Here is a 23,074-nt window from a genome sequence, read left to right on the forward strand (position 1 = left end):
ATTCTGTATGTTTAAGTTTTTAAAATTCATCATTGTTTGTGGTTGCAGTTCTATATGTAACTGTCAATATACCGTCAAAATGTACTCCCAGTTCATCTTGTGAATTATTAAGGGTGACATTTAGAGTTATAGAATTAGAATTTGTATCTCTCCATATTGCATTACCTTCAGAAGAAACTGCTGGATTACCATATTTAGAACAAAATGCATTACCCAAACTATTAAATGTTTGTGTGAACCTATTTGCAATCTGATTCTGCTTTGATTTGGCTTCGTTAAGTAAAGTTGCTCTATCCTTAAAAGGGTTGTCAGCTACAGATACAAAATCAGAGAGTGTAAATTTTGCTTCCACAAGCTTTTCATTTTTAAAGGTTATAGTCAAATTGTCAAATCTTGTATCAATAAATGTGACATTATCCAAATGAATGCAAGGAAATTTCCATTCTACATTAGAGTATCTTTTTTTTAACTTATCTATGGCTACATAAGGCTTGTCTTCCAATTTAATTCCTAAGAAGCCTGTAATTTCATTTTGAGCATTGATATAAGTGGTTATAAACAGCATTGATAAGAACAGTAATAATCTGTGCTTCATAATTAAAATGTTATGCTCATCTGCTTCCTACGATGAATTATAAATAAAAAAGGTGTGGAAGCTATATTTGTTCTATCCTACATTCAGGTCTTCGCATTACCTTTGGCACGGATAAAACAATAGCCCCACACCAAAGGGTATATAGTTCACCTAAGCGATGAATATATATCAAATGTGTGGGTGCTATTGCTATCATCTTCGTGCCAATATCAAAGTTGCGAAGTTTGAATGTAGAAGATAATTTCAATAACACCTTTCGTTAAATATGTCCTTCCAACTCCCTATCTCATTAGTTCATTGGAATTGGTGCAAAGATAATGAAAGGTTCTAAATTAATAGGTATGAAGTGTGGATTAATAGTAAATTCTATGCTCTCAAACATAGTCTGAATGGGATATTTAATAAGAGTTGAGATAGTTATAAACTCTGTAAACTTATGGAATTGACTTACTTCTATAAGACTGAAATGCCAAACTGCCAAGATTGGACTTTAAATGTATCTAAGCTCAATATTTTATAGATTTGGGACAGAACCATTCAGACCACTATAAAGATGTATCTTAATAATCCTGTCCCAATTATTAGAAGCTCAAACAGTCATAAGTCTGTAAGATTTCTTCCTGCCTTAACCCCAAGTATCTTTTAGTAATGGCAACAGAACTATGGTTGAACAGTTCCATCAGCTTTACTAAAGCAAGTTCAGCATTATCGCTGTTCATATTATAGACCTGTCTACCAAAAGTCTTTCTAAGAGAATGGCAGCTAAAGTTCTTAATCTTTAGCCTGTACTTCTTCTTCACCTCTTTAAGAATGATATTGATTCTCTGAATCGTGAAGATAGTGCCTTTCTGACTGATAAGGATTGGCGCATTGATTCCAACTGGATTTATATGCTCGTAGCACTCTTTAATATGATGTTGTAATTGTGGGTTTAGTCTGATAGTCCTTACCTTGCCTGTCTTTTGCTCAATTACTGTAAACTCGTCAGTACCTAATATCTGCTTCCACCTTAGAGATAGAATATCAGATATTCTTAATCCTGTGAAGCATCCCAAAGCTATAAGAAGTGAGATTTTATAATTCTCGTCTTTGGCTAACTTTCTAATGAGGTTCATAGCATCAGACCATATAAGATAGTCTGCCGTTGTGCTTGAATATTTAAGTGACATAATGTTCTGTTTTATAATAAAACGAATAGAAGTGAATATTAATTCTGAGTTGGATTTACTAACTCGCTGATTACTAAAGGAACATTCACTAATAGCAGAAGTGAATATGATAAGGACACCCAACTTAGAAATTGAGTGTCCTTTACCTTATTATAATTCTCCCTCGTCTGCGAAGCTGTAATATCCTGCATCTGTTAATATGAGGTGGTCTGTTACTGTAATCCTCATAAGTCTTGCAGCATCCTTGACCTGTTTAGTAATCTCTATATCCTGTCTACTTGGTTTCATGCTACCACTTGGGTGATTATGTGCAAGAATAATGGCTACTGAGTTGGTGAGTAATGCAGCTTGTAGAATTACTCTGACATCAGCACAAGTTTCAGTAATTCCTCCCTCTGAAATGAGAGTGTAACCTAAAATTTGGCTGGCTTGGTTTAGAAACAAGACTTTAAAATATTCTTTGTAACAGATAGTTCCCTCCTTATAGGTAGGAAGTAAGTATTTATAAGCGTCCTCTGAACTGACTACCTTATGCAGTTTCTTGAATTTGGGTTTGTAGGACAGTTCCACTTCACCCACAGTATAATCTATATCCATAATGTACAATATTTAATAAGTTGGTAGAAATAAAGAAAGGACACCAAGTTAATGATGCCCTTTCCTCTCTCAATCAACAATCCACTCAGCCCAAGAACCAAGCGTATTCACTATCTCCTAATTTGGCACGTTGAATGCCTTGTACAAACTCTGTACAGTTAAGATTCCTCTCCAAGAAGTTATCAATGTAACTTGACTTTACAGAACCATTGAGCAGGTTTAAGAGCTGCCAGCCTGTAATGCTGTCCCCTGTACTCTTGAAATTCACATCAGAAACGAATGCTCTACAAGCTGCATTAATTTGACTGTCTCCCAACAATAGACGAGGTAAGCGTTTCTGTTGGTTGGGTGTAAGAGCTTGATATAATCTCATCCTGCCTATTATCTGGCAGAACTCACTCGTTGAGATTGACATCTGCCCAAGTGTCCTTAGCAGATGCAGGTCTTTGGATGGGTTGTAAGCATGGAACAGATTCAATGCTGCTGCATATAGTTCCTGTACGCTTAGGACTTCTATCTTATCCTGCAAGCCGTCAGTAGTAAGCATTAAATTTGAGCACACACGATTACGAAAGCCTATGAAGATTTTAAATCTCTCAACAGACTTCTTACTGTATAGGTTAATCTCGTTATATGCTCTCACTCCACCAATGGATAACGCTAAACGATTACCGTATTCATCATGTACAATGGATGGAATTTCAAAACAGAAACACATTCTCTGATAGAACAAAGTTTTCTCTTCGTCTGTCAATTCAGATGCTTTCTTACCTAATGCACTTGGTATTCTGCCATTGATAGGGTGTGAGATTCTAATCTCTGGCATATCAAACTGTTCTCCATGAAAGTAATCCTTAGCAGCATCCACTACTGCACCTATAAAGGATTGGTGGCTAATGGTTTCTTCCATTGATGCAAAACTTGGAATGATGCAGTCTTGTTGTAGATGCTGTAAGGTTACTTCCTGCGTGTTGGCTTCAATGAAATGGTTTACTCTCTTGGGTGCTGTTACTTCTTCCACAATGATTGCTTCTTCTGCAAACTCACCCATGTTTAATGATTCTCTACGCTGTGCCATAGCTGGCATAATTACTAAATCTCTCATAATGAAATTGAATTAAATGGTTATTGATTGAATGGATTAAATAGGAACAAACCTAAAACACAAGTGAATTTCTTCACCTGTATCTTAGGCTGTCCTATGTCTTTCCCTAAAGATTCTTTCAAAGGAAATGAGGAGCATTAGTAAATTATAGGTTGGTTGTGATAATAGTGCATAGTGCCTGCTCTTAGATTAATAAGAATGCTTATTCCTGTCAGCTATCAGACTGTATTGCTAAAGCATTCTTTTTTATTTAGAGCCATGAGGGGGTGTTTATGTGGGTAGGGGTATCTCATGTATAACTCTTGTGATTTTTAAATAGGTATTGTGAAGTACCATTTATAAAGTCTGCCTATCTCCAACCTTAAAAATCCAACTTTAGATGCTTCTAAAGTCAGAATAAGGCAGGTGTGAGGAAAAAGCTATTAATATTTAATTATATAATATAACAGCCTTTTTCCTCACTTCTGACTTATTTGGTCTTTAGAATGAACTGAGGTACGAATCTTTCGTTCAAGTCTTTCTTACTGAACTTTATTTGGTCTTTAAAGTCAGTTTCCAAGATGTATTCCTTGCCTTTAAGAATCAGCTTCCCTTCTTTAATGGATAGCAATTCTTCGCCCAATAGTGCGCTTGTATATTTATCATAAGTCTTACTATCCATGTGAATCAGCTTAGTGATATTAGGTCTTGTCAGTTCAATATTGGCGAACTTGGAAATAAGAACCAGCTGCATAAAGAAACCTATATGGGCAGCTTCTAAATCAATCCATATAATATTATTAGAAAAGGTTACACATTCTGGTTCCATAGGCGGAACACGATAAATGTTGCGTCTGGTTTTGAACACAAATCCATTATCTTCATAGTACGGCTTGATGTTTAAGAACTCCTTAAATTGCTTGTTAAAGTCATTCAGACTTTTATCTCCTGTTGTTCTTTTAAGTTCTTCTAAAGTGGTATGTACATAATAGTATTCATCCCTGCGCAAAGACAAACAGAAAAATCTGAATATATTGGCAGGTTTGAATTGAGATAGCATAGAATAATTAACCGTTGCTCTGTCCTTGCTCCCTATTGGTAATAATCTTCTCATATTCATTAGTTGCTGATTGAACATTGTTGGTAAACGCTAAATATTTTTTCTCACGTTCCATTTTGTAATAGTAGGCAGTGCCAAAATATATCTTAGCTTCCTTTCTATTGTGAAACTTCTTTCCTGTTGGTAGATGAATTATCATGTCAGTTAAAATATTAGTAAATTAATAAGATAGTTTCTGCAATGAAATATAATAGGTAGTAACCTTTCCATTCTTCTTTCTCCTTGTCTTTAAATAGTTATTAAGATTAGCCCACAATCCAATGTGAACCTTGTTATCTTTTACTCCCTGTTTAAGAGCCTTAACCCTAATCTGTTCATAAGTAAATTCTTCCATTTTAGATATTCTGAATAGTTTGTAAGTCAGTCAATCTGTGTGGTGGGATTATCTGTCTGTGGTACTATAAAGATAGTAATTCCATAAGTGGGGAACTAATGATAAGACCACACATTTAAGAATCTGACTTTAAACTATTCAGAATGTCTAAGGACTTGGGGAGAGTAAGCCCACCTGTCAGATGGGCTTTGCTGTTGGTGCTTTATGCTTCCAGAGCTTCTTTCAATATCTTAATGAAATCATTCTCTGATTTAACCCCTTTCCACTTATCTTCTTTGTAGTTCTTGTATTTCAGATTGTCAAGAGCTTTAAATGCCTGTTCTTCACTTATAGATATGGCATGACTGTTGAAGCCTTTGATGAAGTAACGCTTAGTGATGAAAGAAACATCCATCTTTGCTGCTTTGCATAAGTTGATGAACTTGTTCCCTCTTTCAATGTCAACCTTTGCATCTTTGGGAAGTATAAATTCTTCTCCTTGTAACACATTGTTTACCTGTTTGTCAGATAGACTTTTACCTGTGTAAATCAACATAGCTGTGGTTGGATTGAACCCTTCGTTCAGCAATTTTGCTACATTTTGGAATAGTTCATCATTAGAAGTCAAAGAAGCTACAACTAATCTGTCTTTTTTATCCCAACTGCTGCCTACATTATTAATATCAACCAAGTATTCACCAACATTCTCAATATCCCTTACGTGAACATTTGGAATCATATTCTGATATTTCCCTGTTGCAATCAGTTTGGCGAATGCTGTACTTCTATGCTGACCGTCAAGAATAACAAAGTAGTCTTTGGCTTCTTCCTTAGTCAGTTCCTTTCCGTTGATGTCCGTTACAGTATAACCTGCTTCAATCAGTTTGGACGCTTCCATTACAATAATAGGGAAAGCCTTGTCATATTTATTGGCGGCTATCAAGGCTATAAAACCGTCCACTTTTTTAGAGCTTACAGGTCGGTTGTTCTTTACAAATGCTATCTTCTTCTGTTGTTCCGTTCTTGCACCTGTTTCATCATCCACTACAGAGAATGTGAAAGAACTGTTGACAGCTTTCTCCTTAGAGATTCTTTCAAACTCTTTTGCCTGTTCCATTTGGGTTTTGGCTTCATCAACGACTTTCTGTTGTGCTGCTATTACAGCTTCGTTTCTGTTACCTTTTATAAGGCGGTTCAATTCTTTCTCTTCCTGCTCAAAGACTTTAGTCAGTTCTTCTATGTTACCCATAATTGTGTTATTTGATTCTACACTATTGTTTACCATCTCTACTGCATTTACATTTAATGTTGTCATATTCGTTTATTTTTAATTGTTATTAAAATGTTCAGTGCAACCCTCAAACCTATGTACACTTGGTTATCTGATTACGTTGCAAAACTACTTGCTTCTGGGCTGATTAAAAGAGAGAAATTAATGAGTGGTTTTACTTCCCCTCTTAATTGTCAGCTCTTCCGCTATCGTTTTGACGGTGCAAAGATGGGATATAATGGCAGGATTAAAAGAGAGAAAAAAAGTCCTGCTTTCATGTACCCTCTTAATGGTATGAAGCAGGACTGTATTAATTATCAGATGTTTATTAGAAATATATGCTGTTCGCAGTATCAATTCTCTTGTCTTTATATTGCTTGATGTAGCCTTTTAAAACATCTTCATCATCTGAGAATTTACTATGTTTGGATAGTTTGGTGAAGTAGATAAGCTTTGATATGAGCAATGTCTTACTAAGTGATATGGTGCTTCCTTTCTTCTGTCTGACATTAAACTGCTTGTTATATGGAGATAGATTGAAGAAGTCATTGAACATCTTATAGAACAGCCATATCTGAACGGACTCCTTTTCTTCTGCATGGGTGCTTATGCTGACTTGTTGGCTCTGCATCCAAGGGTGTTCCTCTATCTCTTTTAGGTTATTGGCGATGGTAGTAGCTAAGTAACCTATTGCATTGGCATTATCAATTACTATCTGATGCTTACCCTCTACCTTTACAGATATAGTGATAGGTTTCTTAAAACTTACTCCAAATTGGTTAATCTCCTTATGGTTGTCAGCTATGGCTTTGGTGAATTTGGTGAGCTGTTCTATTCCAATGCCTGTAGCTTTCATTCCGTCCAAGCACGTGCCACAAGTATAGTCAAAGATGAACAGAAGTAGAAACCAGAACTTGTCTATATCAACTCCCAAACCTTTTAAAGTATTTTGTATGTCCTCATTGGCTATATAATCTCCGTATGTGAAGTTGCCATATAGTTTATTCTGATTGTATCTTCTTATGAATAGAGGTAAGGCGGTAGTGCCACAGACGTATCTTTCTCCTGTGGCTGGGTCTATATCTACGTCTGGAACATATTTAACGGCTATGGCTTCCATGTATTCCAAACGGGTGTCAATGTTTATATAATCTTCCTTTAGCTTATCCATAATCATTAGTTTAAGGCAAAGTTAAAAAAATAATCCTCACCTGCATTGCTACAAGTGAGGAATTATTAGCTTACTTACCAAACACGTATTTCACAACCTTGGTATTAGCCTTGTTTTCATTTACGAAGTCGCGTTCAATATAAATGTCTGTCACCTTCATAGAGTCATCAATATGGTTGAGGGCTGCATGGACTGTATATTTGTCTATGCCTACTTTGTTGAGAGCGATAGTAGCCCAACTATGCCTTGCTGCATAGTACTCCAAATCATCTACTTCTAATATTGAACCAATCTCTTTCAATCCAGAATTGATAGCCTTGTTAAAAGTCTTTTCATCCCCATAGAATTGATGGAAGTTAAACAGACGTTTGCCTGTGCTATCTTTGTACTTATCAATAAGAGGTTGCACTATCTTAGGAATATCTACCATCATTTTTGCACCATCCAATCTGCGAGCTTTGGTCTTAGTTCTGTTATAGATAATAGTGTTCCCTCTCATTTCAGTAGCATTGTAAAGGTCTGCTGAATTGATTCCCATAAGGCAGAATGAGAGAATGAAACAATCTTTAGCCAAGTTATAACGGCAGGTGGACTTATATCCTTTCTTCATGTCTTTATAAGGCAGCTTCCACACCTTTTTAATGATGTCTGCTGGAATGGCTCTCTTACGTGTAGCTTCCTGTTTAGGTATCTTGAAGTCTTCAAAGGGTGAGTTAGGAATAAGAATAAGGTTCTTGTCCTTCTTATTGAACTTACGTTTGGCTTCATTGAACAGCTTCTTGATGCTTACCAAGTAGAGGGAAAGAGTGCGGTTAGAGGTCACACGTTTACCTTGCTGCATCAGTTTCTTGGTACGTGCATCACGTTCTCCAATTAAAAATGCTTTGAACTGTTCCAAGAAGTCTAAGGTGATAAGATTTATATCCAATTCCTCTTTACCAACAAACCGTACCAAAGCATTGATGGCAGTTGTATAATTGGGTGCTCCTTTTATGGTAGTAGAAGCTATCCACTCACGACTGAACTTTATAAAGTCAATGGTTTGTTGCTTCTCTTGCTCTCCGTTTAGGAACTCAATTATCTCATCCAATGAATAATGATTTTGGTCTAATTGCAGTTTTAAACACTGTTCCCTATAATAGAGAACAAGCCTATCTATCTCTCTCTTAATGGAAGTGTCCTCTTTGAATTTGAGGGATTTAGTTAGGTCTTGTTGAGTTACAAACAGGTTGGTGGATAAGCGTTTTACCTTGCGGTCTAATGTGAATCTAATCTTGACGTTATAAGTTCCGTCAGCTTTTAGTTCACTCCTTTTAATCTCAGCTTTAATAGTCAGCATATTAGCTCTATTTTAATTAGTCAACAATTAGTCAACATCTGCTTAAATTAGGAGTAAATCAACCAAGAGCAACAGATTTATATCTGGAGGGTCTGCAAACAAAAAAGGCTGTATTCCGTTAGGAATCAGCCTTTTAGTTTGTGGACCAGCCTGGGCTTGAACCAGGGACCTCCAGATTATGAGTCTGTTGCTCTAACCAACTGAGCTACAAGTCCGATGCATCCTTGCTTGGATAGCGAGGACAAAAGTAGCATTTTCTATTGAAATATGCAAGACTTTTGGATAAAATTCCTTATAACCTTTGTCCTTAGAACTTATAAGTTCGTTTTGGATTCTTGGGAAACCAGCCTTTTTTCACTCGTTCTTCCTGCTCGAATATCTCCTTGATGGTCCAGAACGAGGAAAATGCAAAGACGCCCAAAAGGGAGGCTATCATGATGTTCTCCGTATAAAGGGAGGCAATGATGCCGCCGATGCCGAGTAAAAGGAAAATCCACCAGCACTTGGTGCCCCAATAATATTCGGCTTTCACAACTATGGGGTGAAACAAGCCGATGATGAGGAATGTGCAGATACCTATGACAAGGCCCGACAGATGATATTCGTTCAAGAAATCCATTGTTGTTCGTTATTTCTCGGGGCAAATAGGAATCTCCTTCTTGATGCTCTGTTCCAGGGAAATCAAGGTCTCGGTAGCGGTTACGCCAGGAATCTCCTGCATCTTGTTGTTCAGCAAATCCATCAGATGCTCGTTGTCGCGGGCATATACCTTGGTCAGCATGGTGTACGGACCAGTGGTGAAGTGGCATTCTACGATTTCGGGAATCTTGCCCAGCTCAGCAACTACCGTCTTATACATGGAGCCCTTTTCCAGCTTGATTCCTACGTAAGTGCAGGTTCTGTATCCAAGGGACTTGGGATTTACATGATAGCCTGAGCCAACAATAACGCCAAGGTCAATCAGGCGCTGTACACGTTGATGGATGGCAGCACGTGACACGCCACATTCAGCAGCTACGTCCTTGAAAGGGATACGGGCATTTTGGGAAATGATTTCCAGAATCTGCCGGTCAAGATTGTCTATTTTTTCCATAATAGTAAATAAGTAAAGTTCTTGTTGTTATCAAATAGTAAGCAAATATAGGACTTTATTTTAATTTATCTATAAAAAGGGACGGAAAAATGAATAAAAGTGAGGGGTAACGATAAGGCGCGGATTACGCGGATTTCACGGATTTAGTTTACCAAATCCGCGTATTCCGCGTAATCCGCGCCTAAAAGAAGTATCAAGAGGGTTTTGCCCCTCCCTTCGGATTGTTACATTACTTCTCGATACCCAGCAGTTCCACTTCGAATATCAAAGTAGAGAACGGCTTGATTTGGCTACCGGTTTCTCTTGAACCGTATGCCAGGTCGTAGGGGATATAGAGTTCCCACTTAGAGCCGACGGGCATCATGGTGAGGGCCTCTGTCCAGCCTTTGATTACCTGGTTGGCACGGAAAGTAGCAGGTTCGTTGCGCTTGTAAGAGCTATCGAATTCTGTTCCGTCAATCAGCGTACCTTTGTAGTTTACTTTCACCTTGCTGCTGTCGGCAGGAACGGCACCGTTACCCTTGGTGATGATTTTGTATTGCAGACCGCTCGGGGTAGTTACTACACCTTCTTTAGCCTTGTTCTCAGCCAGGAACTTTTCACCGGCAGCTTTGTTGTCAGCATACTTTTCTGCAGTTGCTTTTTCTTTGATGGCATCCATCTGAGTACGCATGTACTCTTGAGCTTTCATCATATCCATAGCACCACCCTTGCCGATGACACCTGCTACGAAACCTGCCAGCAGATTTTCGCGGCTGATGCTCTGTGTGGAGTCGTTGCCGAAGATTTGTTGGTTGAAGCCTTCCACCCATTGCTTGCTGACCATCTGGCCTACTTGCAGACCGGCCATGTAAGCCACGTCTTTCTTATCGATTTTGGCTGCGCCTTCGTTGAAACCTTTCAGGAATTCTGATATCTGGGTTGAGTCAATGCCTTGTTGTGCAAGATACTGGTCCAAACCTTCTGTACGTGCCATACCGATGGCGTAAGATAATGAGTCGATGTCCGTCTTCAAATCAGCTTTCGGACTTTGAGCAGTACAAGATACCATGCCGGCAGCTACTGCAAGAGCCATGAGAAATGTTACTTTTTTCATTTTGCTTTTACTTGTTTGTTTATTTAGATAAAATTTTCTGTAATTCGACTTCGAATACGAGCGTGCTGTGGGGAGGAATCATCTCGCCGGCACCCTGCGCTCCGTATGCCAGGTCGCTGGGGATGTAGAGTTTCCACTTGGCACCTTCGGGCATAAGCTGAAGGGCTTCCACCCAACCGGGTATCACTTGGTTTACACCGAATGTGGCAGGCTGGCCGCGCTTGATGGAGCTGTCGAACAGCGTTCCGTCAATCAGTGTGCCTTCGTAGTGGCATTGTACCTGGTCGGTTGCTTTGGCATAGTGACCGACGTTTCCTTCTGTGATAACTTCGTATTGAAGTCCGCTGGGAAGCGTAACAACTCCCTCGCGTTTTTTGTTCTCTTCCAGGAACTTTTTGCCGGCTTCTATGTTTGCTGCGTTCATCTTCTCCTCCAGTTCGGCGAAGTACTTGTTGACGATGTCACGGGCTTCTGTGTGGCTGATTGCCGTCTGGTTGCCCTCCAAAACGTCTTTGATTGCTTGTGCAAAGTCATCTACTGCAATGCCTTTGGCACCCATGCTTAAAAGATTCTGACCTATTCCAAGGCCGATAGCATAACTGAATTTGTCCATAAGATTCTTTTGTTGACGACCGGATTGGTTTCTTTTCCAGTCTATTGCAAATTTACGAATGGCAAAAGTACGTCTTTTATTTGAATGATAAGGCTTTTAAGTATTTAATTTTTCTTATTTATATCACAACTTGAACATTCTTCTTATATTTGTCTTACTTTAATAAAGGAAAGGAGCGGAAAATGAAGAACTTGGTCATATTGTCGGGTGCTGGTATGAGCGCCGAGAGCGGCATCAGCACATTCCGTGATGCGGGCGGATTATGGGACAAATATCCGGTGGAGCAGGTGGCGACTCCCGAGGGGTATGCACGTAATCCGGAACTGGTCATTAATTTCTATAACGAACGTCGCAAGCAGTTGCTCGATGTGGTGCCGAATGCCGGGCATCTGGGCGTTGCCGACCTGGAGAGGGATTTCAATGTAACGGTCGTCACCCAGAACGTAGATAATCTGCACGAGCGTGCCGGCAGTACGCACGTGATACACTTGCATGGGGAACTGACGAAGGTTTGTTCCAGCCGCGACCCTTATAATCCGCATTTCGTCAAGGAACTGGCGCCGGAGGAATATGAAGTAAAGTTGGGCGACAAGGCGGGCGACGGTACGCAGCTCCGCCCGTTCATCGTGTGGTTTGGCGAGTCGGTGCCGGAGATTGAGACTGCCATCCGGTATGTGGAGCAGGCGGACATCTTCGTCATCATCGGCACCAGCCTGAACGTTTATCCCGCTGCGGGACTGCTGAACTACGTGCCCCGTGCCGCCGAAGTGTATCTGATAGACCCCAAGCCGGTGGACACGCACGTCATGCGTCCGATACATGTCATTCAAAAGGGAGCTTCGGAAGGGGTAAAAGAGTTGAAGGCGCTGCTTACAGTTACCCAGCCTCCTTTGCCTTAGGACTTAATCTCCTACGTCTTAGGACTTAGCCCCTCACGGTATAGGACTTAATATGCAGAACATCCGGATGTCTTTCTCCAAAACACCCGGATGTTTTACCCCAAAACATGGGGATGTTTTGCTCCATTACATCCGGATGTTTTAGGTGAAAACATGGGGATGTTTTGGGTACTCACTCCTATACTGTAGAGAGCTGGGTATAGGGGAGATTCCCGCAAGGTATAGGTCTTGCGGGAACAAAGTATATTTGTCCTCGAAATTTGTGCTATTTCTTTATCACGGCCCGTAATACGAACCAGGCATGATGGGCTACGGTACTCATCAGTCCGTAATGCCGCGCCATGATGCGGAAGCGTTCGCGCAGGGATGCTTGCCGGTTCTGGGTGGTCATTCCCTCTTCCAGATAGTCGATGAGGGTGAGATGGGTATTGTGCAAGGTCCGTGCCTTCTTCATCACCCGGATGCACCAGTCGAAGTCGGCGGAGAAGCGGTATTGCAGGTCGTAGGGTTCTACAAGGGAAGCTTTGGCAAAGAAGGCCTGATGGCAGACCAGCATGCCCTGCTTGAAGCTTCGCCAGGTAAGCACTTCCGGGGCGGCGAGGCGGCGCATGCGGATGAAGTGACCTTCCTTGTCCACCAGTTCCGTTTCGCCGTACAGCACGTCGGGTAGTTCGTTGCCGGAGATGGAACGCACCATCTGCTGCAAGGTGTCGTCCTCGTGGAAGCTGTCGCCAGCATTGAGGAAGCAGAGGTAATCGCCGGTGGCAAGGCGGATGCCTTTGTTCATGGCGTCGTACAGTCCCTTGTCCGGTTCGCTCACGATGCGGGTGATGCGGTCGCGGTAACGGTCGATAATGGAGAGCGTGCTGTCTTTGGACGCACCGTCCACAATGATGTATTCTACGTGGTGGTAGGTTTGCGAGATAACGCTTTGAATCGTGTCCTCCAGTACCGCTTCGGCATTGTAGGTCACGGTGATGATGCTGAATTTCGGGGTGGGGTGGTTATGCATTTCTTCCGGTTACTTTGTTGTAAAGGTCAATGTATTTCTTGGCGACGACGTTCTCCGAATAGTGGGAGATGGCTTTCCGGCAGGCTTGTTCCGAGAGGCTGGGGTAGTCGGGTTCGGTCAGCGTCCAGTAGATGCCGTTGGCAAAGTCTTCCGAGGATTTGTATTGTGCCACGTAGCCGTTGTGCAGATGGTCTATCATCTCAGGGATGCCGCCCACGTTGAATCCGACGCAGGGAATGCCGCATGCCATGGCTTCCATGATGGTGTTCGGCAGGTTCTCTTCCAGCGAGGGGGTCACGAAGATGTCCACGGCATTGTAGATGTTCACCAGTTGGTGTTCGTTGCTGACGAAGTTCAGCGGGTAGACTTTGAATGGAAGCAGGTTTTCCAGTTGTTGCGATTGGTTGCCGAAGACGACGACACCCAACTGTTCCCGGAGTTCGGGATGCTTGTCGGCCAGCAGTCGGCACGATTCTATCAAGTAGTCAATGCCTTTCCGTTTGTCCGTAATCTTCACCGAGCCGAACAACATGAGCTTTTTGTCTTGCGGCAGTAGGCAACGGCTGCGGGCTTCCTGTCGGTTGCGGGGCTTGAAGAGGTTGGTGTTGATGGGGTTGGGGATGCACGTCACGGCATGTCCACAGAAGAGGGCGCTTGTCCGGGCACGTTCTTCCAGCCAGCGGCTGCAGGTGACGAAGTTGATGTGACGGTTGCGATACAATGCCTGCTTTTTGTGGAAGATGCGGTAGGAAAGGTCACGTTTGCCTCTGCCTCCGTGGATGAAGGGGCAGTTGTGGCATTCCTGCTGGTAGTGGGTGCACTCGCGGGCATGGTGACAGATGCCAGTGCAGGGCCACATGTCGTGCATGGTCCAGACGACGGGCTTGCCCGAGGCGAGAATCTTCTCGATGTTCTTCAGCGAGAGCATCCCTTGGTTTATCCAGTGCAGATGGATGACGTCTGCTTGCTGGAATTCGGGCAGTGAGGTGATGTCTGTCCCCGTGTTGGCAATGTCTACGGCAAAGATGTTCTTCTTGTTGAAGCGGTTGGCGCTCCAGATGACGATGCGCTCCCAGACGAACTTCCACACCATGCGCCAGTTATGGTCCAGTGACACAACGGAGATTTGGTCGGTCTGCTTGTCGCGTACCAGCAGCTTGGCTTTGATGCCGTGGTTCTTGAGTGATTCCATCAGACGGCTGGCGGCGATGGCTGCGCCGCCGATGCGTTCGGATGTATTGATAAGTAGTACTCTCATGACTGTTGTTCGTTTCTTCTTTTTTGAATGTTTTTTCTTGTTACAGATGCCGGTCTTGTTTCATCCATTTCCGGATACGCTTTTGCAGCGTTTGCCATATGATGGTGAAGTTGCCGTACCGTAGGTTCAACGCCAGTTCCTCGAACGACCGTGCAATCTTTATCCAGGGATGCCGCCATGCCATGATGCGGTAAACGCTATCCTTGTAGGCAGTGTTCTCGATGACGTGGCGAGGGTGCTTCAGCGGAAACTCCACTTCGTAGCGTTTCATGGTGAAGATGCGGCGGTAACCGCGCGGCATGGTGTGTACGGAGCCGGCAAAGTGGGTGGAGTCGGCAGTGGCTCCCAGATTGTTTATCATGTTGCGGGTGGGCACGATGCTCAGACCCGAATTGAACAACATGGAAGCGTGGAAGATGGTTTCGTAATAGGCTTTCCCGTGTTCGCGGTGGCGTTGGCACATGTAGATGAAGTCTTTGCGGTAGCGCCGTGTGTGGATGAGGTTCTTCAGTTGCCGCATGTTCTCCTTGTCGTCCAGGAAGGTGTAGAATTCATCCCATTGGTCCGTCACCCGCCGCCAGCTCGCCCATCCCCAGATGGAGAAGGTGGTGGCGAAGAAGTAGTCGGAAGTGATGTCCGGTGTAATCTCCTCGTTGTTGAATCCGGCAATTATGCTGATGCGTGTGTCGTGCTCATACTTGTCGAGCAGTTCCTTGCAGAAGCCGAAGAAAGAGACGGCAGGCACGTCGTCATCCTCAAGCACGATACATTTGTCCGACAAGGAGAATGCCCACTTCTGTGCCATGTATTCCGATGGGTCGCAGCCGTAGTTCTTCTCTTGGTAGTTGTGGTGTACTTCGCATTCCCAGTCGATGTCTGCCACTACTTTGCGACAAGCTTCTATGCCCGGCATGTCGCGTTCGCCGCGCGGGCCGTCCTGATAGAGAAACAGTCGTGCGGGGCGTGCCTTCTTCACTTGTTCGAATACTTGCGCCAGCAGTTTGGGGCGGTTGAAGAAAAGAATCAGTACAGATACATCTACAAGGGCTGGTTTCATGGCAATTTTGTTGGATTAGGAGGTGGCTATATGGTCATTTGGTATGTTGAAAGAAAGAACTGCCGGATAATGATTGTTTATCTTGTCCTGCTCTTCTTCTGTATACCGGTGTAAAGTGGGATAGTTGTACCGTAGAAAGTTTTCCAATCCATCAGGTGCTTTCAGATAAAGTGGACCGAATTTGATTGGTTGTAAATGGTTGAGACTCGTCTCCAAAACATGGTCGGTAGTGGTAATCACATTGTTGTAATACAAAGTTTTCCATGAGTTGAAACAACTTTGCATTATCACCATCAAACGGTAGATTGTCTTTTTAGAGAGTGTCATATCAACTATCCGGTTCAGAAGGCAGGCAACAGCTCCACGATTGGTAGGGTTGGATATTTGACATTTTCCGAAGTGTTTCCATAGCCATACCTCTTTTCCCATCAGGCAGCATTTCAGAAAGTTGACAGCTTCATATTGTATCTTCCTTAATAGCTTATTGTTTGGAATACGGTCAAAAGGGAATATATCGACAAAGATTCCTTGATGCATAGGTACATCTTTAAACATCTCTTCGACAAATAAGGTGTTGTTTTTCTTGACTTTGGCAAAGTAATAAGGACTATGAGGGTCGGTATGTATCCATGAAAGAAAGTATGGCTCTCTCAGTTCTTGGGAAGCTATCTGGAGAAACTTATTGTAGTCTTCCCGTTTCATACCTATATCTATGTCGTCATCCCAAGGAAGAATCGCTTTGTCATAGAGTGCCCCTATTGCTGTTCCGCCGATTACAAAATAGGGAATATTGTGTTTGTCGCAGATGCGCACAATCTCTTCCAGTATTTCGTATAGCACCTGATGTAGTTGGGTCAGTTCTTCTGGGGTATATTGCTTCACCATGGATACCATTTTTGATTGATGTCTGCAAAAATAATGATAATAGTTGAAAGGAGCACTTTCCATTTCAATCTTCTTTTGCGAAATCGGACTTGAGTTTTTCTATCAGTGTGTCGGACTCCCCGCTTACTACTTTCCGGCAGAACATCTTTCCAGACTGCCGCAATACCGGCAGGTCTTCGAGTGTCATCACGCGGATGGATGCGCCGTAGTCTATGTAGTGCAAGGGAGTGAGACGGGTAAGTCCGGGGTATTCCCCCTCTAAAAGAAGCCCTTTTGAGGCAAAAGGGGAGTTGAATACGATGGTCTGTATGCACAGCTCGCTGGGTACAAAGCTGGTTCTGAAATACTTCACCAGCTTCTCCTCCGTGCACAACTTTTCATATACATATCGTGCGCAGGGCAACGTGATGGCCCAATAGTCGGAACCGAAATAGACATCTGCCTGCTTGCCCTCCAAGGGTGCAAAAGGGGCTTTCCGGATGAGGAGTATCTGTACCAGCTTGCGCGATGCTACGATGAGTTTGTTCTTCCACCATATACTCTTCCAAGGCAGGTCACGGAAAGGGTGGTAATGGGTTATCTTGTGCAACTGCTGTTTCACGGTGCAGTGTGTCAGGTTGAAACCGCCGATGAATTCAGTGTCTTGATGCTCCTCGAAATAGTGGTGGATGGCGTTGTTGTTCCATAACGGATAGTCTTGCCCGCTCAGGCATACTACGCGGGTATAGGGGATACCGCTGTGCAATACGGCGGCAAGCAATTCTTTCTGATATTCCACTTGTTCCCATCCTCCCCAGCTTATCCGGTGGCGGGGCACGAAAGTGACCTTGTCTCCCAAGGCTTCTTCAAAAGGGTGTATATCGGCATTGAGGTCGATGTGCACGTAGAAGTCTGCCCGGTCATCCAGTGCGGCAACCAGGCGTGCCAAGTGTGGGGCATCCTTGTAGGCGGATATGATGTAGGCTATGCGGCTCATGCTCTTTTTTTCTTTAAGAGGAATTCAATGCTTTCCCGGAAGATGGTAGATTGTAGTTTCCACAAAACCAGTGCATAAAGCCCAGCTACCATAATGATTTTGGCTGCCATATTTAAGTATAGGTTTTCTATGGGCTGAGTAGCATAGTGAGTTGACACTACGAGTACAATGGATAGGGAGAGATAAGGAGAGATGTCTTTCAGCATATCGCGCAGTCTTAATCCTATCTCCCTCTTGACAAAACGGAACCATACAAACAGCCAGCCGATATTGATAATGACGAAAATACGCAGCATCCATTCCAACCCGTATGGGTATATGGCACATACAGCTACTATTTGCAGCAGGCTCAAGCTGATGGTGCTCCACATATAGATAGAAGAATGTCCCCGGCTGATGAGCAGGTTGGAGAACAGATTGATGACGGGAATAAATGCTCCCCAAATACATAACAGTTGCAAGATATCGGCACTGGGCAGCCACTTCTCCGTGATAGTGATTATAATCAGTTCTTTCGATACCAAGCTCAATCCCAGCATGGCGGGGAAAGAGATAAAGGCGGTGAAGCGTAGCAGCTTTCTGAATACGGCAAGTTGCCGTGCCTTGTCGTCGGCAACCCGGGTAAAGACGGGTTGTGCAATGCCGTTTATCATGCCCGTAATCGTGGTATGTCCCATGCCGTTCCACTTGTTTGCCTGCGTAAAGTTACCCACTTCCCGTTCCGAATAGAACTTACCCAACAAGACGGAAAACAAATTGTTATTGATTATGGTGAAGATATTCGTAATGATTATCTTACTGCTGAACCCTATCATCTCCTTGATAGGTGTAAAGTCGAACCGGAAGCGGGGTCTCCAACGCGAGAAGTAGAAATTGAGAACCGTCATTACGGTGATGAAAGAGATGCTTTGCAGTGCAATTCCCCAATAGGCGAATCCGTTTGCCGCCAATGTGATGCCCATAATGCCGGAGACTATCAGACTTGAAATAGAAATGACGGTAGTGTCCTTGATTCTGAGGTTCTTGAATAGATATGCCCTCGGTGCAATGCTCATGCTGGAAATGACGAATCCCAAGAAGGAGAGACGGGACAGCGGTATCAGCTCGGGCGTATCGTAGAAGTCGGCAATCAGCGGTGCGGCAAAGAAGAGTAATATATATATAGTAGTGCTGCACATCAGGCTGAACCAGAACACGGCGTTGTAATCCTTGTGCAAAGTCTCCTTCCGGTTGGTCAGTGCCGAAATGAACCCACCCTCCTGCAAGGCGGCGGCAATGGCGGAGAAGATGGTAAGCATCCCTACCATACCATAATCCGAAGCATCCAGCAGACGGGCAAGGACTATTCCGAATCCCAGATTTAACAACTGCTGTATGCCGTTGCTGAATCCTCCCCAGAAGAGGCCTTTGGCTGTTTTTTCTTTGAGTGATGTATCGGACATAGTTTATTGGTTGATAAGGCAACGAGTTAACAAGGCCACGAGGCTTTTCCTTCCTCCTTGTAGCCTTGTTAACTCGTTACCTTGTTACTGTTTTATTTCACCTCGCTGCCCGGCTTCACCTCTTTCAGCAGTGAAGTCACCGCCAGCGAGCCGTCATAATTCTCGGCAGAGAGAATCATTCCCTCACTTACCAGCCCGTTCTTGAATTGGCGTGGAGCGAGGTTGGCGATGAACAGCACTTGCTTGCCTACCAGTTCTTCCGGTTTGTAGTGCTGGGCAATGCCGCTGACGATGGTGCGGTTTTCCAGCCCGTCGGCAATCTTGAACTTCAGCAGCTTCTTCATCTTGGGCACTGCCTCGCATTCAAGCACTGTACCTACGCGGATATCCAGCTTTTCAAAGTCTTCGAAGGCGATGGTCGGCTTGATGGGGTTTGCCTTGTAGGTGGCGGCTTCGTTTGCCTTCTTGGTGGCAAGCAGCTTGTCTACTTGTGCCTGGATGACGTCGTCTTCTATCTTTTCGAACAGCAGTTCGGGGGTGCCCAGCTGATGTCCGGCAGGCAACAGGTCGGTGTGTCCCAGCTCTGCCCAGTCAAAGCTGTCCATGTTCAGCATCTTGCGAAGCTTCTCGCTGCTGAAGGGCAGGAACGGTTCGAAAGCAATGGCAAGGTTGGCGACCAACTGCAAGGAGATATGGAGGATGGTGGCTACGCGCTCCATGTCCGTCTTGGCAAGCTTCCACGGCTCGGTGTCGGCAAGGTATTTGTTTCCGATGCGGGCAAGGTTCATCGCTTCCTTCTGTGCGTCGCGGAATTTGAATACATCCAGCAACTTCTCCACTTCTGCCTTGACGTCGGCAAATTCTTTCAGCGTCTCGCGGTCGTAGTCGTTCAGTTCGCCTGCGGCGGGCACTACGCTGTCGAAGTACTTCTTGGTGAGTTGCAGGGCGCGGTTCACGAAGTTGCCATAAACGGCAACCAGCTCGTTGTTATTACGTGCCTGGAAGTCCTTCCAGGTGAAGTCGTTGTCTTTTGTCTCCGGTGCGTTGGCGGTCAGCACGTAGCGCAGCACATCCTGCTTGCCGGGGAAGTCAACGAGATACTCGTGCAGCCATACCGCCCAGTTGCGTGAAGTGGAAATCTTGTCGCCCTCCAGGTTCAGGAACTCGTTGCTCGGCACGTTGTCCGGCAGGATGTAGCTACCCTCTGCCTTCAGCATGGCGGGGAACACGATGCAGTGGAACACGATATTGTCTTTTCCGATGAAGTGTACCAGACGCGTTTCGGGGTCTTTCCACCATTTCTCCCATGTGTCGGGCAGCAACTCTTTGGTGTTGCTGATGTAGCCGATAGGGGCGTCGAACCATACATAGAGCACTTTGCCCTCGGCACCCTCTACGGGAACGGGAATACCCCAATCCAGGTCGCGGCTCACGGCACGCGGCTGCAAGCCCATGTCGAGCCAGCTCTTGCATTGGCCATAAACATTGGGACGCCACTCCTTATGGTCTTCCAGAATCCATTGGCGAAGCCATTCCTCGTGTTTGTCCAGCGGCAGATACCAGTGCTTCGTCTCACGCATCACGGGCTGGCTGCCGCTGATGGCACTCTTCGGATTAATCAGGTCCGTGGGGCTGAGGCTGGTGCCGCACTTCTCGCATTGGTCGCCGTAAGCGCCTTCGGCATGGCAGTGGGGGCACTCGCCGGTGATGTAGCGGTCGGCAAGGAAGGTCTTAGCTTCTTCGTCGTAATACTGCATGCTGGTCTTTTCGATGAATTCTCCCTTATCGTACAGCTTGCGGAAGAAGTCGGAAGCCGTGTCGTGATGCGTCTTTGAAGTAGTACGGCTGTACACGTCGAAGGAAACGCCGAACTCTTCGAAAGACTTCTTTATAAGCGTATGATAGCGGTCCACCACGTCTTGCGGGGTGATGCCTTCCTTCTTGGCGCGGATGGTGATGGGCACTCCGTGTTCGTCGGAGCCGCCGATGAAGATTACATCTTCCTTTTTCAGTCGCAGGTAGCGGACATAAATGTCGGCAGGAACATAAACGCCTGCCAGGTGTCCGATATGAACCGGGCCGTTGGCATACGGCAATGCCGAGGTCACGGTGGTACGTTTGAATTTCTTTTCCATTGTGTTATTATGTATCTCTTTTGTTATGAACGCTTTTAGTGGCACAAAGATAGCTGTTTTCTGCAAAATATGAGTATTCTTCCAGATTCTTTCCAGATTTAGGCTTCATCTTTGCCATACAAAATGAACAAACTTGGTATTGATAATGTAAAAAAACGAAATGACTATGAAACTGGAAAAGTACTTCTTATTATTGGCGTTAGGCGTGTTTGCCTTTGCCTTGCAAAGCTGTGATGATGACGACAACGACGGAATCTCCGTGCCCGCGGAACTGAGTAATGCGTTGGCCAAGGAGCATCCCAATGCCCAGCGTATAGAATGGGAAACAAAAGGTGCATATTATGTGGCTGATTTCCATGAGGACAATTTCGAAAAGGAGGCCTGGTTCACCAAAGACGGTGTATGGCAGATGACCGAAACCGACCTCCGTTGTGCAGACCTTCCCGCTCCGGTGAGAAGCTCTTACGAGAGTAGTACCTATTATAATGTATGGAAGGTGGAAGATGTAGACAAGCTGGAACGTAAGGAAATGGCTGTTGTCTACATCATCGAAGTGGAGAAAGGTAATCAGGAAATGGACCTCTATTATTCGGAGGACGGCATTCTGGTGAAGGAAGTGGCCGATGCGCACAACGGCGGTTCTCCCGAAGATTATCTCCCTTCTGATATTTCCGCTGCCATCAAAGATTTTATAGCAGAGAAATATCCCAATGCCCGCATTGTGGATATTGAAAAAGAAAAGAACGGTATGACGGAAGTCGAAATCGTGCACGGAAGTATCAGCAAGGATGTGATGTTCACCGCTGAGGGTGCATGGGCCTATACTATCTGGGATATCAGTAAGAGACATCTGGAGGATGTAGTGAAGAACGCCGTTACGGCTGCCCATCCCGGTTATGTCATTGATGATGCCGACTTTATTGAGACTCCCGATGGCAGTTACTTTTTGGTAGAGATGGAGCAAGGGGAAAGGGAAATCTACGTAAAGGTGACAGCGGAAGGTGAAATACTGCCATAGTCTTATACTGAATACTTCCCTTTAAATCAGCGTGTCTTATCCTGATATAGGTAGACACATTTACAAACTAATAAATGTGTTACTATTATGACTTCAAAACGAAAGCTTTATCGTGAAGATGAAAAACTGTTTTTTCTTCACTCTTACTACCAATCAGGTATGAGTAAGCATGCCTTTTGCCGGGCACATGGCATTTGTTGCCCTGCCTTGCTAAATAGTTGGATTAAAAAGTATTCAAATTTAGCAGAAGAGCTATCTTTGCCTTCTGAACAAGAATCACCAGATATGTCCAATCGCAGCAAGGAAGCCTACAAAGATGAAAATACCCAATTAAAAAAGCGCATTAAAGAGCTGGAGAAAGCTCTGTCTTTCTCCAAGCTGGAAACAGAAGCCCGTGAGTTGATGATTACGCGTGCTGAAGAACTCTTCAACATCCCTATCAGAAAAAAATCTGGGGCCAAATCGTAACGGAACTGGTCAGTCAGCGCAACCTGAAAGTTGCGTTGGCCTGCCGTCTGTTTGGCCATTGTCGTCAAGCCTACTACCAGTCAAAGGCTGACATTGAGAGTCAGATACATAGGGAACGTCTCATGCTGGATGCTGTCCGTGATATCCGTATCGAAGATCCGGGTATAGGCTGTTACAAACTGTGGATTATGCTCACCGTGCTTTTTGGAGCCGGGTTCATGCCTGGGCGGGACAGCTTTTATGCATTGCTCCGGCAACACCGCTTGATGCTTCCTGCCCGCAAGACCCGGCATACGACGAACTCCAACCATCGCTACCACAAGTGGAAGAACCTAATCAAAGGACTGACCTTGACTTCAGCCAACCAGTTGTGGGTCAGCGACATTACTTATATACCACTTGCCAATGGTGAAGTCTGTTATCTGCATCTGATTACGGATGCCTACTCCCATAAGATAGTGGGA

General features: G+C 44.3%; 23 protein-coding genes, 1 tRNA gene and 1 pseudogene. 4 read left to right on the top strand and 21 right to left on the bottom strand.

Annotation, left to right across the window (positions count from 1 at the left end):
• Positions 1–19 precede the first annotated feature (19 nt).
• The 14 genes from ABUA47_RS04200 to ABUA47_RS04265 form a co-directional block, all read right to left on the bottom strand.
• Positions 20–595, bottom strand: a complete 576-nt coding sequence (locus ABUA47_RS04200) for a hypothetical protein (protein WP_013546466.1) — start codon at positions 593–595, stop codon at positions 20–22.
• 581 nt (positions 596–1,176) lie between these two features.
• Positions 1,177–1,764, bottom strand: a complete 588-nt coding sequence (locus ABUA47_RS04205) for a tyrosine-type recombinase/integrase (RefSeq protein WP_009129186.1) — start codon at positions 1,762–1,764, stop codon at positions 1,177–1,179.
• Between the two features lie 150 nt (positions 1,765–1,914).
• Positions 1,915–2,361, bottom strand: a complete 447-nt coding sequence (locus tag ABUA47_RS04210) for a JAB domain-containing protein (RefSeq protein WP_007665743.1) — start codon at positions 2,359–2,361, stop codon at positions 1,915–1,917.
• An 85-nt stretch (positions 2,362–2,446) separates the two neighbouring features.
• On the bottom strand, positions 2,447–3,466 hold the full coding sequence (locus ABUA47_RS04215) for a DUF3871 family protein (protein WP_035447267.1): 1,020 nt from the start codon (positions 3,464–3,466) through the stop codon (positions 2,447–2,449).
• A gap of 469 nt (positions 3,467–3,935) precedes the next feature.
• A complete protein-coding gene (locus ABUA47_RS04220; RefSeq protein ID WP_080707092.1) occupies positions 3,936–4,559 on the bottom strand; it encodes a hypothetical protein in 624 nt (207 codons plus the stop codon).
• Complete coding sequence (locus tag ABUA47_RS04225) at positions 4,513–4,704, bottom strand: hypothetical protein (protein WP_032574549.1); 192 nt, start codon at positions 4,702–4,704, stop codon at positions 4,513–4,515. Before ABUA47_RS04225 ends, ABUA47_RS04220 begins: the two co-directional genes overlap by 47 nt.
• Before the next feature lie 397 nt (positions 4,705–5,101).
• The gene (locus ABUA47_RS04230) at positions 5,102–6,193 is read right to left on the bottom strand and encodes a hypothetical protein (RefSeq protein WP_032574548.1); all 1,092 of its coding nucleotides are present in this window, start codon (positions 6,191–6,193) and stop codon (positions 5,102–5,104) included.
• 283 nt (positions 6,194–6,476) lie between these two features.
• The gene (locus ABUA47_RS04235) at positions 6,477–7,319 is read right to left on the bottom strand and encodes a hypothetical protein (protein WP_035447756.1); all 843 of its coding nucleotides are present in this window, start codon (positions 7,317–7,319) and stop codon (positions 6,477–6,479) included.
• Between the two features lie 70 nt (positions 7,320–7,389).
• A complete protein-coding gene (locus ABUA47_RS04240; RefSeq protein WP_035447261.1) occupies positions 7,390–8,658 on the bottom strand; it encodes a phage integrase SAM-like domain-containing protein in 1,269 nt (422 codons plus the stop codon).
• Positions 8,659–8,799: 141 nt separating this feature from the next.
• A tRNA-Ile gene (locus tag ABUA47_RS04245) sits at positions 8,800–8,873 on the bottom strand.
• 92 nt (positions 8,874–8,965) lie between these two features.
• The gene (locus ABUA47_RS04250) at positions 8,966–9,277 is read right to left on the bottom strand and encodes a DUF4491 family protein (RefSeq protein ID WP_005830847.1); all 312 of its coding nucleotides are present in this window, start codon (positions 9,275–9,277) and stop codon (positions 8,966–8,968) included.
• Between the two features lie 9 nt (positions 9,278–9,286).
• Positions 9,287–9,751 (bottom strand): Lrp/AsnC family transcriptional regulator, encoded by a 465-nt coding sequence (locus ABUA47_RS04255; RefSeq protein ID WP_005830846.1) that lies wholly within the window; start codon positions 9,749–9,751, stop codon positions 9,287–9,289.
• A 229-nt stretch (positions 9,752–9,980) separates the two neighbouring features.
• Positions 9,981–10,847: an FKBP-type peptidyl-prolyl cis-trans isomerase gene (locus ABUA47_RS04260; RefSeq protein WP_347774921.1), complete on the bottom strand. Its 867-nt coding sequence runs from the start codon at positions 10,845–10,847 to the stop codon at positions 9,981–9,983.
• A gap of 19 nt (positions 10,848–10,866) precedes the next feature.
• On the bottom strand, positions 10,867–11,460 hold the full coding sequence (locus ABUA47_RS04265; protein WP_005830842.1) for an FKBP-type peptidyl-prolyl cis-trans isomerase: 594 nt from the start codon (positions 11,458–11,460) through the stop codon (positions 10,867–10,869).
• A gap of 182 nt (positions 11,461–11,642) precedes the next feature.
• Here ABUA47_RS04265 and ABUA47_RS04270 point away from each other — a divergent pair, with 182 nt between their 5' ends.
• Positions 11,643–12,359: an SIR2 family NAD-dependent protein deacylase gene (locus ABUA47_RS04270; RefSeq protein WP_008662496.1), complete on the top strand. Its 717-nt coding sequence runs from the start codon at positions 11,643–11,645 to the stop codon at positions 12,357–12,359.
• Positions 12,360–12,624: 265 nt separating this feature from the next.
• Here ABUA47_RS04270 and ABUA47_RS04275 read toward each other — a convergent pair whose 3' ends face one another.
• From ABUA47_RS04275 to metG, 7 genes are all read right to left on the bottom strand, one after another.
• Positions 12,625–13,371 (bottom strand): glycosyltransferase family 2 protein, encoded by a 747-nt coding sequence (locus tag ABUA47_RS04275; protein WP_009037608.1) that lies wholly within the window; start codon positions 13,369–13,371, stop codon positions 12,625–12,627.
• Complete coding sequence (locus ABUA47_RS04280; protein WP_005830834.1) at positions 13,364–14,629, bottom strand: glycosyltransferase family 4 protein; 1,266 nt, start codon at positions 14,627–14,629, stop codon at positions 13,364–13,366. Before ABUA47_RS04280 ends, ABUA47_RS04275 begins: the two co-directional genes overlap by 8 nt.
• A gap of 40 nt (positions 14,630–14,669) precedes the next feature.
• Positions 14,670–15,686, bottom strand: a complete 1,017-nt coding sequence (locus ABUA47_RS04285; RefSeq protein WP_008662502.1) for a hypothetical protein — start codon at positions 15,684–15,686, stop codon at positions 14,670–14,672.
• A gap of 15 nt (positions 15,687–15,701) precedes the next feature.
• A complete protein-coding gene (locus ABUA47_RS04290) occupies positions 15,702–16,571 on the bottom strand; it encodes a phosphorylcholine transferase LicD (RefSeq protein WP_005834345.1) in 870 nt (289 codons plus the stop codon).
• Positions 16,572–16,635: 64 nt separating this feature from the next.
• Positions 16,636–17,547 carry a beta-1,6-N-acetylglucosaminyltransferase gene (locus tag ABUA47_RS04295; protein WP_035447248.1) on the bottom strand — a complete coding sequence of 304 codons (912 nt, stop codon included), beginning with the start codon at positions 17,545–17,547 and terminating at the stop codon, positions 16,636–16,638.
• Positions 17,544–18,989: a lipopolysaccharide biosynthesis protein gene (locus ABUA47_RS04300; RefSeq protein ID WP_005830822.1), complete on the bottom strand. Its 1,446-nt coding sequence runs from the start codon at positions 18,987–18,989 to the stop codon at positions 17,544–17,546. Before ABUA47_RS04300 ends, ABUA47_RS04295 begins: the two co-directional genes overlap by 4 nt.
• 92 nt (positions 18,990–19,081) lie before the next feature.
• Entirely contained in the window at positions 19,082–21,124 is a 2,043-nt protein-coding gene (gene metG, locus ABUA47_RS04305) for a methionine--tRNA ligase (RefSeq protein ID WP_009037611.1), read from the bottom strand.
• Between the two features lie 166 nt (positions 21,125–21,290).
• On the opposite strand from metG, the gene ABUA47_RS04310 reads away from it, so the two are divergent.
• From ABUA47_RS04310 to ABUA47_RS04320, 3 genes and pseudogenes are all read left to right on the top strand, one after another.
• A complete protein-coding gene (locus tag ABUA47_RS04310) occupies positions 21,291–22,142 on the top strand; it encodes a PepSY-like domain-containing protein (RefSeq protein WP_034525943.1) in 852 nt (283 codons plus the stop codon).
• An 87-nt stretch (positions 22,143–22,229) separates the two neighbouring features.
• Positions 22,230–22,610, top strand: coding sequence for a transposase (locus tag ABUA47_RS04315; protein WP_005828537.1), 381 nt, complete (start codon positions 22,230–22,232; stop codon positions 22,608–22,610).
• A gap of 122 nt (positions 22,611–22,732) precedes the next feature.
• A pseudogene (locus tag ABUA47_RS04320) lies at positions 22,733–23,074 on the top strand (IS3 family transposase); the annotation flags it as partial.

It is taken from the genome of Bacteroides sp. RTP31139st1_H2_RTP31139_211217 (assembly GCF_040227615.1).
GTDB lineage: Bacteria > Bacteroidota > Bacteroidia > Bacteroidales > Bacteroidaceae > Bacteroides > Bacteroides uniformis.

Coding starts and splice junctions, on each gene's coding strand:
- ABUA47_RS04200 (WP_013546466.1), bottom strand. CDS start 595: ATGAAGCACAGATTATTACTGTTCTTATCAATGCTGTTTATAACCACT.
- ABUA47_RS04205 (WP_009129186.1), bottom strand. CDS start 1,764: ATGTCACTTAAATATTCAAGCACAACGGCAGACTATCTTATATGGTCT.
- ABUA47_RS04210 (WP_007665743.1), bottom strand. CDS start 2,361: ATGGATATAGATTATACTGTGGGTGAAGTGGAACTGTCCTACAAACCC.
- ABUA47_RS04215 (WP_035447267.1), bottom strand. CDS start 3,466: ATGAGAGATTTAGTAATTATGCCAGCTATGGCACAGCGTAGAGAATCA.
- ABUA47_RS04220 (WP_080707092.1), bottom strand. CDS start 4,559: ATGAGAAGATTATTACCAATAGGGAGCAAGGACAGAGCAACGGTTAAT.
- ABUA47_RS04225 (WP_032574549.1), bottom strand. CDS start 4,704: ATGATAATTCATCTACCAACAGGAAAGAAGTTTCACAATAGAAAGGAA.
- ABUA47_RS04230 (WP_032574548.1), bottom strand. CDS start 6,193: ATGACAACATTAAATGTAAATGCAGTAGAGATGGTAAACAATAGTGTA.
- ABUA47_RS04235 (WP_035447756.1), bottom strand. CDS start 7,319: ATGGATAAGCTAAAGGAAGATTATATAAACATTGACACCCGTTTGGAA.
- ABUA47_RS04240 (WP_035447261.1), bottom strand. CDS start 8,658: ATGCTGACTATTAAAGCTGAGATTAAAAGGAGTGAACTAAAAGCTGAC.
- ABUA47_RS04250 (WP_005830847.1), bottom strand. CDS start 9,277: ATGGATTTCTTGAACGAATATCATCTGTCGGGCCTTGTCATAGGTATC.
- ABUA47_RS04255 (WP_005830846.1), bottom strand. CDS start 9,751: ATGGAAAAAATAGACAATCTTGACCGGCAGATTCTGGAAATCATTTCC.
- ABUA47_RS04260 (WP_347774921.1), bottom strand. CDS start 10,847: ATGAAAAAAGTAACATTTCTCATGGCTCTTGCAGTAGCTGCCGGCATG.
- ABUA47_RS04265 (WP_005830842.1), bottom strand. CDS start 11,460: ATGGACAAATTCAGTTATGCTATCGGCCTTGGAATAGGTCAGAATCTT.
- ABUA47_RS04270 (WP_008662496.1), top strand. CDS start 11,643: ATGAAGAACTTGGTCATATTGTCGGGTGCTGGTATGAGCGCCGAGAGC.
- ABUA47_RS04275 (WP_009037608.1), bottom strand. CDS start 13,371: ATGCATAACCACCCCACCCCGAAATTCAGCATCATCACCGTGACCTAC.
- ABUA47_RS04280 (WP_005830834.1), bottom strand. CDS start 14,629: ATGAGAGTACTACTTATCAATACATCCGAACGCATCGGCGGCGCAGCC.
- ABUA47_RS04285 (WP_008662502.1), bottom strand. CDS start 15,686: ATGAAACCAGCCCTTGTAGATGTATCTGTACTGATTCTTTTCTTCAAC.
- ABUA47_RS04290 (WP_005834345.1), bottom strand. CDS start 16,571: ATGGTGAAGCAATATACCCCAGAAGAACTGACCCAACTACATCAGGTG.
- ABUA47_RS04295 (WP_035447248.1), bottom strand. CDS start 17,547: ATGAGCCGCATAGCCTACATCATATCCGCCTACAAGGATGCCCCACAC.
- ABUA47_RS04300 (WP_005830822.1), bottom strand. CDS start 18,989: ATGTCCGATACATCACTCAAAGAAAAAACAGCCAAAGGCCTCTTCTGG.
- metG (WP_009037611.1), bottom strand. CDS start 21,124: ATGGAAAAGAAATTCAAACGTACCACCGTGACCTCGGCATTGCCGTAT.
- ABUA47_RS04310 (WP_034525943.1), top strand. CDS start 21,291: ATGAAACTGGAAAAGTACTTCTTATTATTGGCGTTAGGCGTGTTTGCC.
- ABUA47_RS04315 (WP_005828537.1), top strand. CDS start 22,230: ATGACTTCAAAACGAAAGCTTTATCGTGAAGATGAAAAACTGTTTTTT.